Source organism: Algihabitans sp. (genome assembly GCF_965226985.1).
Lineage (GTDB): Bacteria > Pseudomonadota > Alphaproteobacteria > Kiloniellales > DSM-21159 > Algihabitans.
Genome location: NZ_OZ245712.1, coordinates 4203002 through 4217545, shown reverse-complemented (window position 1 = coordinate 4217545; position 14544 = coordinate 4203002). Strand labels below are relative to the sequence as shown.

14 protein-coding genes are annotated in these 14544 nt (G+C 65.8%); 5 read left to right on the top strand and 9 right to left on the bottom strand.

Translation table 11 applies throughout. The annotated features are described in order from the left end of the window. Positions 1 to 52: 52 nt before the first annotated feature. Both hemA and ACO054_RS19315 read right to left on the bottom strand, forming a co-directional pair. Positions 53 to 1273, bottom strand: coding sequence for a 5-aminolevulinate synthase (hemA, locus tag ACO054_RS19320; RefSeq protein ID WP_421708218.1), 1221 nt, complete (start codon positions 1271 to 1273; stop codon positions 53 to 55). Between the two features lie 102 nt (positions 1274 to 1375). Continuing rightward, on the bottom strand, positions 1376 to 2266 hold the full coding sequence (locus ACO054_RS19315; RefSeq protein ID WP_421708217.1) for a LysR family transcriptional regulator: 891 nt from the start codon (positions 2264 to 2266) through the stop codon (positions 1376 to 1378). A gap of 133 nt (positions 2267 to 2399) precedes the next feature. Between ACO054_RS19315 and ACO054_RS19310 the strand changes: the two genes are divergently transcribed. Further along, positions 2400 to 3779 carry a hypothetical protein gene (locus ACO054_RS19310; protein ID WP_421708216.1) on the top strand — a complete coding sequence of 460 codons (1380 nt, stop codon included), beginning with the start codon at positions 2400 to 2402 and terminating at the stop codon, positions 3777 to 3779. A 23-nt stretch (positions 3780 to 3802) separates the two neighbouring features. Here ACO054_RS19310 and ACO054_RS19305 read toward each other — a convergent pair whose 3' ends face one another. Further along, complete coding sequence (locus ACO054_RS19305) at positions 3803 to 4546, bottom strand: flavodoxin family protein (RefSeq protein WP_421708215.1); 744 nt, start codon at positions 4544 to 4546, stop codon at positions 3803 to 3805. A gap of 184 nt (positions 4547 to 4730) precedes the next feature. On the opposite strand from ACO054_RS19305, the gene ACO054_RS19300 reads away from it, so the two are divergent. Together ACO054_RS19300 and ACO054_RS19295 are read left to right on the top strand one after the other, a co-directional pair. Continuing rightward, a complete protein-coding gene (locus ACO054_RS19300) occupies positions 4731 to 5555 on the top strand; it encodes a polyphosphate kinase 2 family protein (protein ID WP_421708214.1) in 825 nt (274 codons plus the stop codon). Between the two features lie 64 nt (positions 5556 to 5619). Beyond that, on the top strand, positions 5620 to 7743 hold the full coding sequence (locus ACO054_RS19295; protein ID WP_421708213.1) for a S9 family peptidase: 2124 nt from the start codon (positions 5620 to 5622) through the stop codon (positions 7741 to 7743). 50 nt (positions 7744 to 7793) lie between these two features. Here ACO054_RS19295 and ACO054_RS19290 read toward each other — a convergent pair whose 3' ends face one another. The 6 genes from ACO054_RS19290 to ffh all read right to left on the bottom strand — a co-directional run bounded on the left by ACO054_RS19290 (position 7794) and on the right by ffh (position 13069). Continuing rightward, a complete protein-coding gene (locus ACO054_RS19290; RefSeq protein ID WP_421708212.1) occupies positions 7794 to 8822 on the bottom strand; it encodes a YeiH family protein in 1029 nt (342 codons plus the stop codon). A 249-nt stretch (positions 8823 to 9071) separates the two neighbouring features. Beyond that, positions 9072 to 9539 (bottom strand): 50S ribosomal protein L19, encoded by a 468-nt coding sequence (gene rplS / locus ACO054_RS19285; protein ID WP_421708211.1) that lies wholly within the window; start codon positions 9537 to 9539, stop codon positions 9072 to 9074. A 59-nt stretch (positions 9540 to 9598) separates the two neighbouring features. Further along, positions 9599 to 10345, bottom strand: a complete 747-nt coding sequence (trmD, locus tag ACO054_RS19280) for a tRNA (guanosine(37)-N1)-methyltransferase TrmD (RefSeq protein WP_421710389.1) — start codon at positions 10343 to 10345, stop codon at positions 9599 to 9601. Between the two features lie 34 nt (positions 10346 to 10379). Beyond that, the gene (rimM, locus tag ACO054_RS19275) at positions 10380 to 10991 is read right to left on the bottom strand and encodes a ribosome maturation factor RimM (protein ID WP_421708210.1); all 612 of its coding nucleotides are present in this window, start codon (positions 10989 to 10991) and stop codon (positions 10380 to 10382) included. A gap of 12 nt (positions 10992 to 11003) precedes the next feature. Continuing rightward, the gene (rpsP, locus tag ACO054_RS19270) at positions 11004 to 11465 is read right to left on the bottom strand and encodes a 30S ribosomal protein S16 (RefSeq protein ID WP_421708209.1); all 462 of its coding nucleotides are present in this window, start codon (positions 11463 to 11465) and stop codon (positions 11004 to 11006) included. A 113-nt stretch (positions 11466 to 11578) separates the two neighbouring features. Next, entirely contained in the window at positions 11579 to 13069 is a 1491-nt protein-coding gene (gene ffh, locus ACO054_RS19265) for a signal recognition particle protein (RefSeq protein ID WP_421708208.1), read from the bottom strand. A 195-nt stretch (positions 13070 to 13264) separates the two neighbouring features. Between ffh and dapF the strand changes: the two genes are divergently transcribed. Both dapF and ACO054_RS19255 read left to right on the top strand, forming a co-directional pair. Continuing rightward, positions 13265 to 14104, top strand: coding sequence for a diaminopimelate epimerase (gene dapF / locus ACO054_RS19260; RefSeq protein ID WP_421708207.1), 840 nt, complete (start codon positions 13265 to 13267; stop codon positions 14102 to 14104). Positions 14105 to 14108: 4 nt separating this feature from the next. Beyond that, entirely contained in the window at positions 14109 to 14507 is a 399-nt protein-coding gene (locus ACO054_RS19255) for a VOC family protein (protein ID WP_421708206.1), read from the top strand. The last annotated feature ends 37 nt before the right edge of the window (positions 14508 to 14544 follow it).

Genomic DNA, 14544 nt, shown 5'->3' with positions numbered 1-14544 from the left:
GAGAGCAGACTCGGGTGTCGCCTCGACTCGGTTGCAGCAGATCCCAAGACTCTTACTCGGCAGCGAACTTGCGAGTTGCGCCCAGTTGTTTCCAGATGGTTGTCAGGGCGGTGATGAGGTGGTCGAGGTCGCGGTCGCTGTGGAGCGGGCTTGGGGTGATGCGCAGGCGCTCGCTGCCGCGCGGCACGGTGGGGTAGTTGATCGGCTGCACGTAGATGCCCCAGTCGTCCAACAGCAGGTCGCTGATCTGCTTGCAGAGGACGGGGTCGCCCACCATCACCGGCACGATGTGGCTGGGGTTGTCCAGGTGCGGGATGCCGGCGGCGTCCAACCGGCTCCGCAGCTCGGCCACCCGCGCCTGCTGGCGCCGGCGTTCGCTCTGGCTGGACTTGAGATGGCGGATCGAGGCCGCCGCCCCGGCGGCGATCGCCGGCGGCAGCGCCGTGGTGAAGATGAAGCCGCTAGCGTAGGAGCGCACGAAGTCGCAGAGCGCCGCCGAGCCGGCGATGTAGCCGCCGACCACCCCGAAGGCCTTACCCAGCGTTCCCTCGATCAGCGTCAGACGGTCGCTCAGCCCCTCGCGCTCGGCGATGCCGCCGCCGCGCGGGCCGTAGAGCCCCACCGCATGCACCTCATCCAGGTAGGTCATGGCGCCGTGCCTGTCCGCCACGTCGCACAGCTCGGCGATCGGCGCGATGTCGCCGTCCATCGAATAGACCGACTCGAAGGCCACCAGCTTCGCCCGTCCCGGCGCCACCTGCGCCAGCTTGCGGTCCAGGTCCTCCGGGTCGTTGTGCGCGAAGAGGTGCTTCTCCGCCCGGCTGTGGCGGATCCCCTCGATCATCGAGGCATGGTTCTTGGCATCGGAGAAGACCACGCAGTCCGGCAGCTTGGCCGCCAGGGTCGAGAGCGCCGCCCAGTTCGACACGTAACCCGAGGTGAAGAGCAGCGCCGCCTGCTTGCCGTGCAGGTCCGCCAGCTCGCGCTCAAGCAGCACATGGTAGTGATTGGTGCCCGAGATGTTGCGCGTGCCCCCGGCCCCCGCGCCGCAGCGGTCCAGCGCCGCATGCATCGCCGCGATCACCTCCGCGTTCTGGCCCATGCCGAGGTAGTCGTTCGAGCACCAGACCGTCACCTCCGAGGTCGCGTCCCCCCGATAGCGCGTCGCCCGGGGAAAGGCGCCAGCCCGACGCTCCAGGTCCGCGAAAACCCGGTAGCGCCCCTCCTCCCGAAGAGCCGACAACTGGCCCTCGAAAAATCCCTCGTAATCCATAACGCTTCTCTCCCCACAGCTCAGCGCTTCATATTGCTTCGCGGGACTTTAGCTAACGTTGATTTAGCGCAGCTTCCAGCCAACCGCAAAAATGCCGCAGTTCTAAGTGCTCTGAGCGGCGTGGCGCAGCGCATGCGCCACGAAAGCCTCTGTCGCGGGCGCTGCGCCGGCAGAACGAGTCGCGATCGCAAAAGCGAGCGAGGGTGCGGGTCCCAATAGCGGCCGGAAGGTCAAACCAGGTCGGGCAACGCAGGTCATCGGTGTAATAACCAGACCGATCCCGGCGCCTGCTGCGACCAGACCGAGAACGGCAATGGAGGTCGTCACCTCCTGCCTGATCTTCGGCGCGAAGCCGCTCTCACGACAGAGACCGATGATCCGATCATAGAGCACCGGACCGACCGAGCGGCCAGCCAGTACGAAATCCTCCTCTGCCAAATCCTCCAGCGTCAGCACAGACTTCCGGGCCAGCGGGTTCTCGCTCGACAGAGCCACCACGAAGCCTTCGCTTTGCAAGTCCTGGACGTGCAGGTCGCGCCGTCCCACCGGAGGATGCAGGAACCCGGCATCGATCTCCCGTGTCGCAAGCGCCGTTTCGACCTGTTCAGACAGCAATTCGGTCAGGGACATACGAACAGCCGGCTGCATAACGGCATAGCTGCGGATCAGGTCCGGCACATAACTGAAAAACGAGACAGGCGTGTAGCCGATCCGAAGGTGCCCGGCCTGACCTGAGGCAATCCGGTTCGCGGCCTCGCGCGTGATCGAGGCCTGACGCAGAAGATGCCGAGCGTGCGGCAAGAACTCCCGGCCGGCATCCGAAAGATCCACAGCCGAGCGAGACCGCTCCAGCAGGCGCAGGCCAAGCTCGTCTTCCAACCGCTTGAGACGCAGACTCAATGCCGGCTGGGTCATGTTCAGACTGCTGGCGGCACGGCGAAAATGCAGCGTTTCGGCAAGAACCGAGAAGCAACACAGACTCTGTAGATCCATCTGCTGATTAAAAATATTCATCATGCTTTGGGCAAGACTTATTGGAATTTATCAGCTTGCCGGACGACGTCACGGAACGGTTCGGCCGCTCGGCCGTCTTCGTCATCGCAAACAACAGCAGGATCGGTAAGACATGGCCGAAACCCCAGGTAAGCTCGCCCGATACCTCCAGCCTCTCGCGCGTCCGACCGCGACGGCCGTTTTGACGCTGGGCCTCGCTTTCTCACCTGCCGTCGTTCCGGGCACCGAGGCAACGGAGCCTTCCGCCTTCGACGGACGCGCGTTGGTCGCCCTCGCCGACGGCGCCATGTTGGCCAGCGGATACATCGACGGCCATCTGGGACCGCGCCGGCCGGACCTGCTCAGCGTGATCCCGCTCTCAGGCGACAACAGCCTGCAACGGCAGGATATCGAGGTTTCCAATTCCGTCGCGACTTGGCCCAACGTCCTGGCACTAACAGCCGATGGCAGCTTCGCGTTTGTCACCGAACCCTTCGGACAACCGGGAGACGAGGCGACCGAATTCTCCGAAATCCCGCGCGGAAGCAGAATCACCGTGGTCGATCTTAGTAACCTGCAAACACCCCGGATCGTTCAGGAGGTCGAAGGCGCTGGTCCACCGGCAGCTATCGATCTCCATCCCTCGGGAGATCTGGTGGCCGTGACGCTGCCCTTCGACGGGCGCATTGCGCTCTATCCCTTCGCTGAAGGGCGCCTTGGCGCACCGACTTTGCACGATCTGGGGCTGGAAGAGCTTACGAACAGCTTCGTGCCGGAATTCAAATGGCATCCCTCAGGTGACTTCGCAGCCGTCACATTGGGCGGCGCCGACCTGGTCGCTTTCTATCGCTTCGACGGCGAGGTTTTGTTGCCCTGGGGCGAGCCGCTGCGCACGGCGCCACTGCCAGGCAAAGGCGCCTGGACCCCTGACGGCCGGTACTTCGTGGTGACGACCATTACGGTGACCGGCGACATGGCGCAGCTAGGCTACGGCCGCAATGCCAGCCTCTTCGCAGTCTTCGCTTTCGACGGCGACCAAACGCCGGGCTCTCCCCCACGCCGAGCCAACGACCGTTCAACCGCCTACGAGAGTGCCCCCATACAGCACGCGCGGGTCGCGCAGGTCCCCGCCGGCATGGGTTACGTCGAAAACTTCGCGATCTCACCGGATGGAAACTGGGTGATCGGCCTCAACATGGTCGCCAGTTGGCTACCCTCGGACCACCCGGGACGGAGCGACTACAGCGAACTCACGCTTTTCGCCTTCGACCGTGAAACCGGGATGATGACACCGCGGGGCGTGACCCGCTTGGACGGCATCGTGCTTCCTCAGGGGATCACCTTCGACGCCTCGGGCCGAAATCTCGCCGTGACGGCCTATCAGGGCTACGACGGTGGGGATGGCAGCCTGACGTTCTGGCATCTGGAGACAGGCGCACAGCCGACTCTCAGCCAGATCGGCGATCCGCTTCCGATGCCGCGTGGCCTTCACCTGGTCGAGCTAGTTCGCTAGCGGTCGACCTCGACAATGGCGATTTAGCGGTAGTCCGGGTTCGGGTAATCGAAACGGCATCCTGCGTCCCACTCGCTGCGCTGGTTGCCATGGGCTGGAACACCGCCCGCGTCCTTCAGCATCCGCGCCAGATGAAGAAGGTTCCAGGTCATGAAGGTCGTGTTGCGATTGGTGAAGTCGTTCTCCGGACCGCCGGAGTCGGGATCGAGGTAGGAGGGGCCGGGGCCGGCCTCTCCCAACCAGGCGGCATCTGCCTGAGGCGGAATCGTGTAGCCGAGGTGCTGCAGCGAATAGAGAACGTTCATGGCGCAGTGTTTGGCACCATCCTCGTTACCGGTAATCAAGCAACCGCCGACGCGGCCGTAATAGGCGTACTGGCCATGCGCGTTAAGCTGGCTCGAGTTACCGTAAAGCCGCTCGATCACCTGCGTGCAAACAGACGACTTCTCGCCCAGCCAGATCGGCGTGGTGATGACCAGGATGTCGGCCGCCTGCACCTTTGCATAGAGCTCGGGCCAGTCATCGACCTCCCAGCCATGCTCGGTCATATCCGGGTAAACGCCCGGCGCAATACGGTGATCGACCGGTCGTAGAGCCTCCACGGTCACGCCGTTCTTCTCGAGGATCGCCCGGGAGATCCGGATGAGCCCGTCGGTGTGGGAGAGTTCCGGCGATCGCTTGAGCGTGCAGTTGAGGAACAGAGCCTTCAGATCGGAAAAATCCCAGCGACTCTCGGAGCACCAACGCTCCTGCAACGCGTTCAGCATGGCTGTCTCCCTTATCGTGTCAGGCGTTTTGACGGCGGCATCGGACCATCAAGACATAGGCCCGCGCCAGCTTGGAGAACGCCGCGGAATCCGATGGTGCCTCGCGCCTGCCTACGGCCACCGTCTCAGACCGGGCAAGAGACGAAAAGCGGACTGGTGGCGAAAAACTGGCGCGAAGACACCCGTGGATGCTTTTATTCCTGAGATGTCGAAACACCGCCCACCGCGCCTGGCCGACGCCGATCTCGGACTTACGGCCGATCGAGACAGCTACGACGAAGATCTGCTGCAGCTTCAGGAAGAGCTACACGATCTGCAAAGATCTCTGCGGGCGGCTTGCGGACGCGCGATTGTCGTCTTCGAGGGCTGGGATGCCGCCGGCAAGGGCGGCGCGATCCGGCGCATGACCGCCCGGCTGGATCCACGCGGCCTGAAGGTCTGGCCGATCGGACCGCCTGGCCAGCTCGAACAGCGCCATCACTATCTGCACCGCTTTTGGAAACGGCTGCCGGAGGAGGGCAGCTTGGCGATCTTCGACCGCTCCTGGTACGGCCGGGTCCTGGTCGAGCGGGTCGAGGGTCTAGCGCCGAAGTCGGACTGGCAACGCGCCTATCGGGAAATCAACACCTTCGAGCGGATGCTGCGCGACGACGGTGCCTTGCTGGTCAAACTGTTCATGCACATCTCGCCCGGTGAGCAGCTGCATCGCTTTCAACGGCGGCTCGACGACCCGACCAAGCGCTGGAAGCTCACACCTGAAGACCTGCGCAATCGCAGCAAACAACACGCCTACGAGAAGGCGATCGCGGCCATGCTCCGCCGCACCTCAACGCCCCATGCGCCCTGGACAGTGATACCGGCCGAGGACAAGCGCTATGCGCGCCTCGCCGCGATGCGAACGGTGATTGAAACCCTGAGCCCTGAACTACCGCCCGCACCGACCCATATCGACTCCGAGGTCGCTCGACTGGCACTCGACCTGAAGCTCAAGTTGCCGCAAGAAGGCTGACCCGCGGCTTCTGCCGCCCCTGCCGTATCACTCCCGTCCTTACAAGTCCGGAGATACCGATCCCGTGTCCAAGCCCGAGCCGCCTCTCGCCGAGTCCGTCCCCCTGACCCACGAACTACACGGCGAAACCTGGAGCGACGACTATGCCTGGCTGCGCGACGCCGACTGGCAGCGGGTCATGCGTGAGCCGGAGCGCCTGACAGCGCGCATTCGCGACCATCTTGAGGCGGAGAATGCCTACACTGCATCCGTCCTGGCGCCGACCAAGACGTTGCAGGAAAAGCTCTTTGCGGAGATCAAGGGACGTATCAAGGAAGAGGACTCCAGCGTTCCGACCGCAGACGGCCCCTGGGCCTACTACCGGCGCTTTCGGCAGGGTGGGCAGCATCCGATCTTCTGCCGAAAACCGCGCGAGGCCGTTGGAGACGATGCGACGGAAACCATTCTGTTGGACGGCGACCAAGAGTCCGAGGGTTCGGGCTTCTTCGCGATCCGCGCGGCGGAGCATTCGCCAGACCACGCCCACTTCGCCTGGTCGAGCGATACGACCGGAGCAGAGGTCTGCGACATCCGCATTAAAGAGATCGACGGGGGCCGGCTGCTACCCGACGTGATTTCCGGAAGCAACGGTGCCTTCGCTTGGTCCGGCGACGGCCGGCACCTCTTCTACGTGGTCCTCGACGACAATCACCGGCCTTATCGAGTCTACCGCCATCGGCTCGGCAGTACCCAAGACGAAGACGCCTTGGTCTACGAAGAACAGGATCCCGGCTTCTTCGTCGGTCTGGTCGAAAGCGAAAGCCGGCACTTCGTCATGATCTCCACCCACGACCACACCACCAGCGAGATCTACCTGATCGATGCCTTTGCGCCGGAGGAGGCGCCGCGTCTGGTGGCGCCGCGTCTGCGCGATCAGGAGTACATGGTCCACCACGACGCACCGAGAAACCGACTGCTGATCCTGACCAACGCGGAGGGCGCAGAGGACTTCAAGGTGATGGCGGCACCGCTGTCATCGCCCGGACGCGAGTCCTGGGTGGAAGTTCTACCCCACGCACCGGGCGTGCTGCGCCTCGATCTGCTGCTCTTCGCCGATTGGATGGTCCGGCTGGAGCGCGCGGACGGCCTGCCGCGCGTGATCGTCACGCGGCTCGACCGAGACTCCTCCGATGACGGAGCGGAACAGAGCCTCGCATTCGAAGAGGCGGCCTACGCTCTGGCGTTGCAACCGGGCTACGAATACCGAACCGACGAGCTGCGCTTCGTCTACTCCTCGCCCACCACGCCGGCGATCACTTACGCTCAGGATCTTGCAAGCGGACATCGAAGCCTTCTGAAACAGGAGGAGGTGCCGAGCGGTCACACCCCTTCCGACTATCTGGTCGAGCGACTGCAGGCACCCGCCGCCGACGGCGAGACCGTGCCGGTCACCGTACTGCGGCACAAGTCGACCCCGCTCGACGGTTCCGCGCCCTGCCTGCTCTACGGCTACGGCGCCTACGGCATGAGCATTCCGGCCGGCTGGTCTCCCAACCGCCTGAGCCTGGTCGACCGGGGGTTCGTTCACGCCATCGCCCATGTGCGGGGCGGCAAGGACAAGGGCTATGGCTGGTATCGCGACGGCAAGCTGCTAGCGAAGAAGAACAGCTTCACCGACTTCGTGGCAGCGGCGGGGCACCTGATCGCCGAACGCTACACGGCCGAGGGCGAGATCGCGATCCACGGCGGCAGCGCCGGCGGCATGCTGGTCGGGGCCACGGTGAACCTGCGCCCCGACCTCTTCAAGGCCGTCGTTGCCGAGGTGCCCTTCGTCGACGTGCTCAACACCATGGTCGACGAGACCCTGCCCCTGACGCCGCCGGAATGGCCGGAATGGGGCGACCCCATCCGCTCGAAGGAAGCCTTCGACTACATCCGCAGCTACAGCCCCATCGACAACGTAACGGCCAGGCCCTATCCGCACATCTTCGCCACGGCCGGCATTAGCGACCCGCGCGTGACCTATTGGGAACCGGCGAAGTGGGTGGCCCGTCTGCGCGCCGCCAAGACGAACGACACCCTGCTGCTGCTTCACACCTACATGGAGGCAGGGCACGGCGGGTCCGCCGGCCGCTTCGACAAGCTCAAGGAAGTGGCAATGCTCTATGCCTTCCTGCTGTTGGTCTTCGGGAAGGCAGAGGAGAGATAGGACCGGAGGTACGGGGCCGGGGGCCGGGGGCCGGGGGCCGGTCGGCAGCGCTAAACGAGAACCATGAGGAGTGCGAGGACAATCCCGAGGATCAGCAGCGTCTGAGCCACCAGCAAGGCGATGGCGCGGCCCCCGACCTGTCGCAGGGCGGTGACGCTGGTCTTCATCCCGAGTGCCGCGACGGCGGCCACAAGACACCAGCCCGAGAGTTCGACCAACACGAGGCGAAGGGGCTCCGGGATCAGGTCGGCGGAGTTGAGCGCCACCAAAGCGACGAAGCCGAAGAGGAAACCGGGCAGCGGCAGTTGCGCCTTGCCGCCCTCGGCCCGCAGCTCCATGCGATAGACCCAGGCCACCGCCAGGACGGCCGGTACCAGCAGCGCAACCCGAAGCAGCTTGCTGAAGGTCGCCACATCCCCCGCCTCGCTTGAGACGGCGTAGCCGGCGCCGACCACCTGCGCCACATCATGGATCGTGCCGCCGATTAGAAGGCCGGCGGCACGGTCGTCGAACCCGAGGCCGGCGGTCAGGAAGGGATAGGTGATCATCGCGACGGTCGAAAGCGTGGTCACGCCGATCACCGCGAAGATGGTGTCGCGCTCGTGGTTCTTGTGCTTCGGCAGGACCGAGGACAGGGCCAGGGCGGCCGAAGCGCCGCAAATCGCCGTAGCGCCGGCCGTCAGGGTGCCGAAAGACTTGGCGAAACCGAGGCGTTTGCCCAACCAACTGCCGATCAGAATCGTGCCGACGACGGCCGCCACAGTGACCAAGATCGGCGTCAGACCCAGACTGACGATTTCCTCTAGCGTGATGCGGGCCCCCAGCAGGGCCACGCCGAAGCGCAGAATCTTCTTCGACGCGAATTCCACGCCGGGTTGGGTCAGCCTATCCTTGGCCGAGGCACGCACCAAGAGCATACCGAGCCCGAGCGCCAGCAACATGGACGGCCAGCCCAGACCCGCTTGCAAGGCCTTGGCGGCGGCGGCGAGAGCGACGGCAAGGAGCACGCCGGGCAGCACCTTCCGCCCGAAGGTCAGGAGCTGCCGTAGACGCGTCTCGCGCTCTGCCTCACTTGCCATGTCGTGGAGCTACGCCGTGATCTGCCGCTGGAAATTGGGGACTGCCGGCCCGCACCAGGAGCAAGCCGCAGCAGGACCGGCTGCCGCCGTTGCCTCAAAGCGTCAACCTTAGGCCTTCCTACAGCGTGACGAGCCGCACGCGCCAGGAAAAACACCTGAGCCCGCTATCGCTAAATCCGGACAGGAACTCCCCGGCACCATCTCGCAACACCCAAGGAGCAGGCCCGTCGCCGCCCCTCGGACGCGGCCTTACGCTTCGCTGGCGCTCTCTGCGGCCGGAGCCTTGGCGGCCTTCTTGCTGCCGCCCGCCTTCTTGGCCGCCTGGGCCGCCTGACGCTCGGCGATGGCGATCTTGCCGGCGGCACCCGTGGTCTTCTCGGCGATGCGGGCGGACTTACCGCGACGGCCGCGCAGGTAGTAGAGCTTGGCGCGGCGGACGTCGCCACGGCGGACGACCTCGATCGACTCGACCCGCGGGCTATGCAGCGGGAAGACGCGCTCCACACCCTCGCCGTAGGAGATCTTGCGCACGGTGAAGGACGAGTTCACCCCGCGATTGCGCCGCGCGATGCAGACTCCTTCGAAGGCCTGGGTCCGCTCGCGGTTGCCCTCGACCACCCGCACGTTCACGCGCAGCGTATCGCCTGGCGAGAACTGCGGTACCGGACGGTTGACCTCGGCGATCTGCTCCTGCTCGAGCTGGTCGATAATGTTCATGGCTCTCAATCCCGCTTTCTTAGGCGTCTCGTTGCTTGTAGGTGCCGACCGCGACTGCCCTATTCAGGCGCCTCGGCCAACCCTTCCCGGTAACGGGCCCAAAGATCCGGGCGCCGCTGCCGTGTGACCTCTTCCGACTGCGCCCGTCGCCACTTGCGGATCGCCGCGTGATGGCCGGACAGCAGAACCTCCGGAACCTCTTGCCCCTCCCAAACCGCGGGGCGCGTATACTGCGGGTACTCCAGCAGTCCCCGCTCGAAACTCTCTTCCTCCGGGCTCTCGGCGTTGCCCATGACCCCGGGCAACAACCGGACCACGGCATCCAGAACCACAAGGGCCGCCACCTCGCCGCCCGAGAGCACGTAGTCACCGATGCTCAGCTCGGCCACCCCATGCTTGTCCAGCACCCGCTGGTCGATCCCTTCGTACCGCCCGCAGAGCAACCGCAAGCCGGGCTCTGCCGCCAGTTCCCGTGCCCGCCGCGCCGTCAGCACCTGCCCGCGTGGGCTGAGGTAAACCAGCGGCCCCGGTCGGTCGGCAGTCGCGGAAATCGCACGGTCGACCACGTCGGGTCGCATCACCATACCGGCGCCCCCGCCCATCGGGGTGTCGTCGACCGACCGGTGGCGACCGCTGGCGAAGTCGCGAACATCGACCGCCTCCAGCCGCCAGATATCCTTTTCCAGCCCCTTGCCCGCCAGGCTGAGCCCCAGCGGTCCAGGAAAGGCCTCCGGAAAGAGCGTCAGGACCGTGGCTCTCCAGACGGACCTGCCTGCGGTCGGCACGACCGCGTCCGCACTGCCCATGGAACTCACGCCGGCTCTCCTCGGAAGTGGCGGGTTATGGCGCCTTCCCACGGCTTTGTCCAGTCCCCTCGGGCGTTTCCCCTGGGGTTTCCCCTCGGGCTTCCTCTGGGGCTCCGGCCAAGGTCTCGGCCGGTGGGTCCGCCACCAGTCGTCCGCCGGCGAGATCGACCTCCGGCACCACTTGCCGGGTAAAGGGCAAAACGGAAATCCGCCCGTCTTCGCCCCGGACTTCGATGACGTCGCCGGCACCGAAATCGTAGATCGCCCGGACCCGCCCCAACGTCAGCCCCTCGCGATTCCTCACCTCCAGCCCCAAGAGATCGGCGTGGTAGTACTCCTCCTCCTCGGTCGGCGGCAGAACCGCCCGGTCAACATAGAGCCGAGTCCCGCGCAGGGCCGCCGCCGCATCTCGGTCGGCCACCCCCTCGATGGCCGCGACTAGAAGCCCCTTCGAGCGCCCCTTGGCCGTCATGCGGAAGATCCGCTCGCCGGGCTCGTCCTGCAATGCGCCATAGGCCAAGGCATCCTCAGGGCGCTCGGTAAAGGTCTTCAACTTGACCAAGCCACGCACCCCCTGGGCCCCGGCCACCGCCGCGAGGCAGACCCGCCTCTCGGGCCACGGTCGCTCAGCTTCGGATCGCTCCATGACCGGGAGGCCTTAGCTCTTTGCGTCTTCCTCGCTCGCCGCTGCGTCAGCCTCGGCAGTAGCCTCCTCTGCGGGCGCTTCCTCTGCCGGAGCAGCACTTTCCTCGGCAGCGGCCTTGGCCTCTTCCTCGGCAGCCTGACGGCGCTCTTCCTGCTCCTTCAGGCGCTCCTGCGCCTTCGCCTTGGGCTTCGGCTGCTTGGTCTGCTCGGGACGCGCGCGCGGCTCCATCAGGTCGGCCTGGGCGAAGAAACGGGCGACGCGGTCGCTCGGCTGCGCACCGACGCCCAGCCAATGCTTGGCGCGCTCGTCGTTCAGACGGATGCGGTCGGGATGGTCGCGCGGGACCATCGGGTTGTAGAAGCCCAGCTTCTCGATGAAGCGGCCATCGCGCGGGCTGCGCGAGTCGGCGACCACGATGTGATAGAAGGGACGCTTTTTGGCGCCGCCGCGGGTCAGGCGGATACGCAGGGACATGACCTCTTAACTCCTCGTTTGACGTCTGATTGGGTTTGATTGGATCGTCGCGCGGCCCCCCGTCGTCCGAAAGGCACGCGGTTCGTCTGCAAAAAAAGCGGGCATGACCGCGATCACTTGCGCTTCCCCAGTCGGCGCATGGCGCGGCCGCCGCCGAAGCCGGGGGGCATGCCGCCGGGCAGACCGCTTGCGCCTGCACCGCCGCCAGGCATCAGGCCGGCCATGCCGCCGCCCATCAGGCTTTCCATGCCGCCCATCTTCTTCACCTTCTTGACCATGCGCTGGGTCTCGGCGAATTGCTTCAGCAGCTTGTTGACGTCGGGGACGGAGGTACCGGAGCCCTTGGCGATGCGCTGGCGGCGCGAGGCTTTGATCAATTCCGGACGCGCGCGCTCGGCCTTGGTCATGGAGGAGATGATCGCCATCTGCCGCCGCACGACCTTGTCGTCGACGTTCGCCTTCTTGAGCTGGTCCTGAATCTTCGGAACACCGGGCAGCAGCTGCATCATCGACTTGAGGCCGCCCATCTTGGTGAGCTGCTGCAACTGCTTGTGCATGTCGTTGAGATCGAAGCGCCCCTTGGCCAAGCGCTTCGCCATGGCCTCGGCGTCTTCCTGTTCCAGCGTCTCGGCCGCCTTCTCGACCAGGGAGACGATGTCGCCCATGCCGAGGATACGCCCGGCCACTCGCTCGGGATGGAAGGACTCGAGCGCATCCAGCTTCTCGCCGGTGCCCAGCAGCTTGATCGGCTTGCCGGTCACCGCCTTCATGGAAAGCGCCGCGCCGCCCCGCGCGTCGCCATCGACGCGGGTCAGGGCGATACCGGTCAAACCGACACGTTCGTTGAAAGCTGCGGCGACGTTCACGGCGTCCTGGCCGGTCATGGCATCGGCCACCAGCAGGGTTTCGTGCGGCTGGGCGGCGTCGCGCACCGCCACGACCTCCGCCATCAACTCCTCGTCGATGGCGAGGCGCCCGGCGGTGTCCAGCAACACCACGTCGTAGCCTTCCAGCTTGCCGGTGCTCAGCGCCCGCTTGGCGATAGCTACCGGCGGCTCGCCGGGTACGATCGGCAGGGTGGCGACGCCGACCTGTTCGCCCAACACCTTGAGCTGTTGCTGGGCCGCCGGACGGCGGGTATCCAGCGAAGCCATCAGCACCTTCTTGCGCTGCTTCTCGCTCAGGCGCTTGGCGATCTTGCCCGTGGTGGTGGTCTTGCCAGAGCCCTGCAGACCGACCATCAGGATCGGCACGGGCGCCGGCGCGTTCAGGTCGATGTCGATCCCGCCGGATCCGGGATAGCGGCCCTCACGGGCGGCCTGTTCCTCGGCCCCCGGTGTACCGCCCAGCATCTCGACAAGATGGTCGTGAACGATCTTGACGACCTGCTGACCCGGCGTGACCGAGCGCAGCACTTCCTGTCCGACCGCCTTGGGCCGCACGCCCTCGATGAAGTCCTTGACCACCGGCAGCGCGACATCGGCCTCGAGCAGCGCGACGCGCACCTCGCGCAGCGCGGCATTGACGTCGTCCTCGCTCAAGCTGGCGCGGCGGCGCAGCTTGTCGAAGACGTCGCCCAGGCGGCTCTGCAGTCCGTCGAACATGTCTCGCTCCCTCGGTGATCCAAGACGCCACAGCAAAAACGCGCCCGTGCGCGACACTCGCGGACGGACGTGGCTCCTCGGAGCCTTCAGGTAAAGGATTGCCTGAAAGCGCCGCGAAGATATGGACGCCGAGGGGAAGCGTCAAGCCACCGGGCGCAGGAGCAGGCATGGACGCCGCGGTTGCGAGGCTCTTATATGCAGATCATGACGCAACCGCTTCCCTTCCTGAAGATGCACGGCCTCGGCAACGACTTTGTCGTGCTGGACGCCCGTGCCCAGGCGCTGGAGCTTTCGCCGACAGCGGCGCGGCGGATCGCCGACCGCCACCGCGGCGTCGGCTGCGACCAGCTTCTGATCTTGGAGCCGGCACGCAACGGCGGAGATCTCTATCTGAAGATCCTCAACGCAGACGGCGGAGAGGTCGGCGCCTGCGGCAACGGCACCCGCTGCGTCGCCCGCCTGATCTTCGAGGAAACCGGGCAGCCGGAGGCGAAGATAGAAACCCTCGCCGGGCTGCTGACCGGTGTCTCTACCGATGGCCAGGTCACTATCGACATGGGGCCGGCGAACCTGGATTGGCAGCAGATCCCGCTCGCGCGCGAGTTGGACACGCTGCACCTGGACTACACCAAGGGACCGCTGAGCAATCCTGTCGCCGTCAACATGGGCAACCCCCATGTCCTCTTCTTCGTCGACGACGCCGAAGCGGTGGACCTGGAGACCCTCGGACCGCAGATCGAGACCGACCCGCTGTTCCCAGAGCGGGTCAACGTCGGCCTCGTCCAGCATCTTGACGGCGATCACATCCGCTATCGGGTCTGGGAACGCGGGGTGGGCATCACCATCGCCTGCGGCTCCGGCGCCTGCGCCGCCGGCGTGGCCGCCGCCCGCCGCGGCCTGACCGGCCGTCGAGTCCGCGTCACCCTGGACGGCGGCGACCTGCGGATCGACTGGCGCGACGACAACCACGTGCTCATGACCGGTCCTGCCAGCAAGAGCTTCGCCGGCACCCTCGCGCCGGAGCTGTTGGGCTGAGACGGTGCGGATCGATTTCCCCGGCCTGATCCTCTTCGTCGAGGACTACGAAGCTTGCCGCAGGTTCTACGGCGAGACACTTGGTCTCGCCGTGGTCACCGAGAAGACCTGGGAGGGCGGCGGCCTGACCGCCTTCGCCTGGGGCGACACCTATCTGATGATCGAGTCCGGCGGCCAGCGGCAAGCCGAACCCAACAATGACGGCAGCGGCGGCTACAACGGCGGCCAGCCCTTCATCCTGCGTCTGGATGTCCAAGATCTGGAGGCAGCATTGGTGCGCCTTGAGGCGGCAGGTGTCGCACCTGAGCGCCGCAGCTATCCCTGGGGCGAGATCGCCCTCTTTTTCGACCCCAACGGCACCCGGCTGGAGCTGAAGTCGCCGCCGACCGGCACCGCGCGCTAGAGGCTCGCTAGACTCCGCCGCCGCCGGGCCCATATAA

What these genes read in the sequence shown, in the direction of transcription:
- rpsP (WP_421708209.1), bottom strand. Translation starts at nt 11,465, where the DNA reads ATGTCCCTGCGTATCCGCCTGACCCGCGGCGGCGCCAAAAAGCGTCCC.
- ACO054_RS19315 (WP_421708217.1), bottom strand. Translation starts at nt 2,266, where the DNA reads ATGGATCTACAGAGTCTGTGTTGCTTCTCGGTTCTTGCCGAAACGCTG.
- ffh (WP_421708208.1), bottom strand. Translation starts at nt 13,069, where the DNA reads ATGTTCGACGGACTGCAGAGCCGCCTGGGCGACGTCTTCGACAAGCTG.
- hemA (WP_421708218.1), bottom strand. Translation starts at nt 1,273, where the DNA reads ATGGATTACGAGGGATTTTTCGAGGGCCAGTTGTCGGCTCTTCGGGAG.
- trmD (WP_421710389.1), bottom strand. Translation starts at nt 10,345, where the DNA reads ATGGGCAGTGCGGACGCGGTCGTGCCGACCGCAGGCAGGTCCGTCTGG.
- rplS (WP_421708211.1), bottom strand. Translation starts at nt 9,539, where the DNA reads ATGAACATTATCGACCAGCTCGAGCAGGAGCAGATCGCCGAGGTCAAC.
- ACO054_RS19290 (WP_421708212.1), bottom strand. Translation starts at nt 8,822, where the DNA reads ATGGCAAGTGAGGCAGAGCGCGAGACGCGTCTACGGCAGCTCCTGACC.
- ACO054_RS19305 (WP_421708215.1), bottom strand. Translation starts at nt 4,546, where the DNA reads ATGCTGAACGCGTTGCAGGAGCGTTGGTGCTCCGAGAGTCGCTGGGAT.
- ACO054_RS19310 (WP_421708216.1), top strand. Translation starts at nt 2,400, where the DNA reads ATGGCCGAAACCCCAGGTAAGCTCGCCCGATACCTCCAGCCTCTCGCG.
- dapF (WP_421708207.1), top strand. Translation starts at nt 13,265, where the DNA reads ATGCAGATCATGACGCAACCGCTTCCCTTCCTGAAGATGCACGGCCTC.
- rimM (WP_421708210.1), bottom strand. Translation starts at nt 10,991, where the DNA reads ATGGAGCGATCCGAAGCTGAGCGACCGTGGCCCGAGAGGCGGGTCTGC.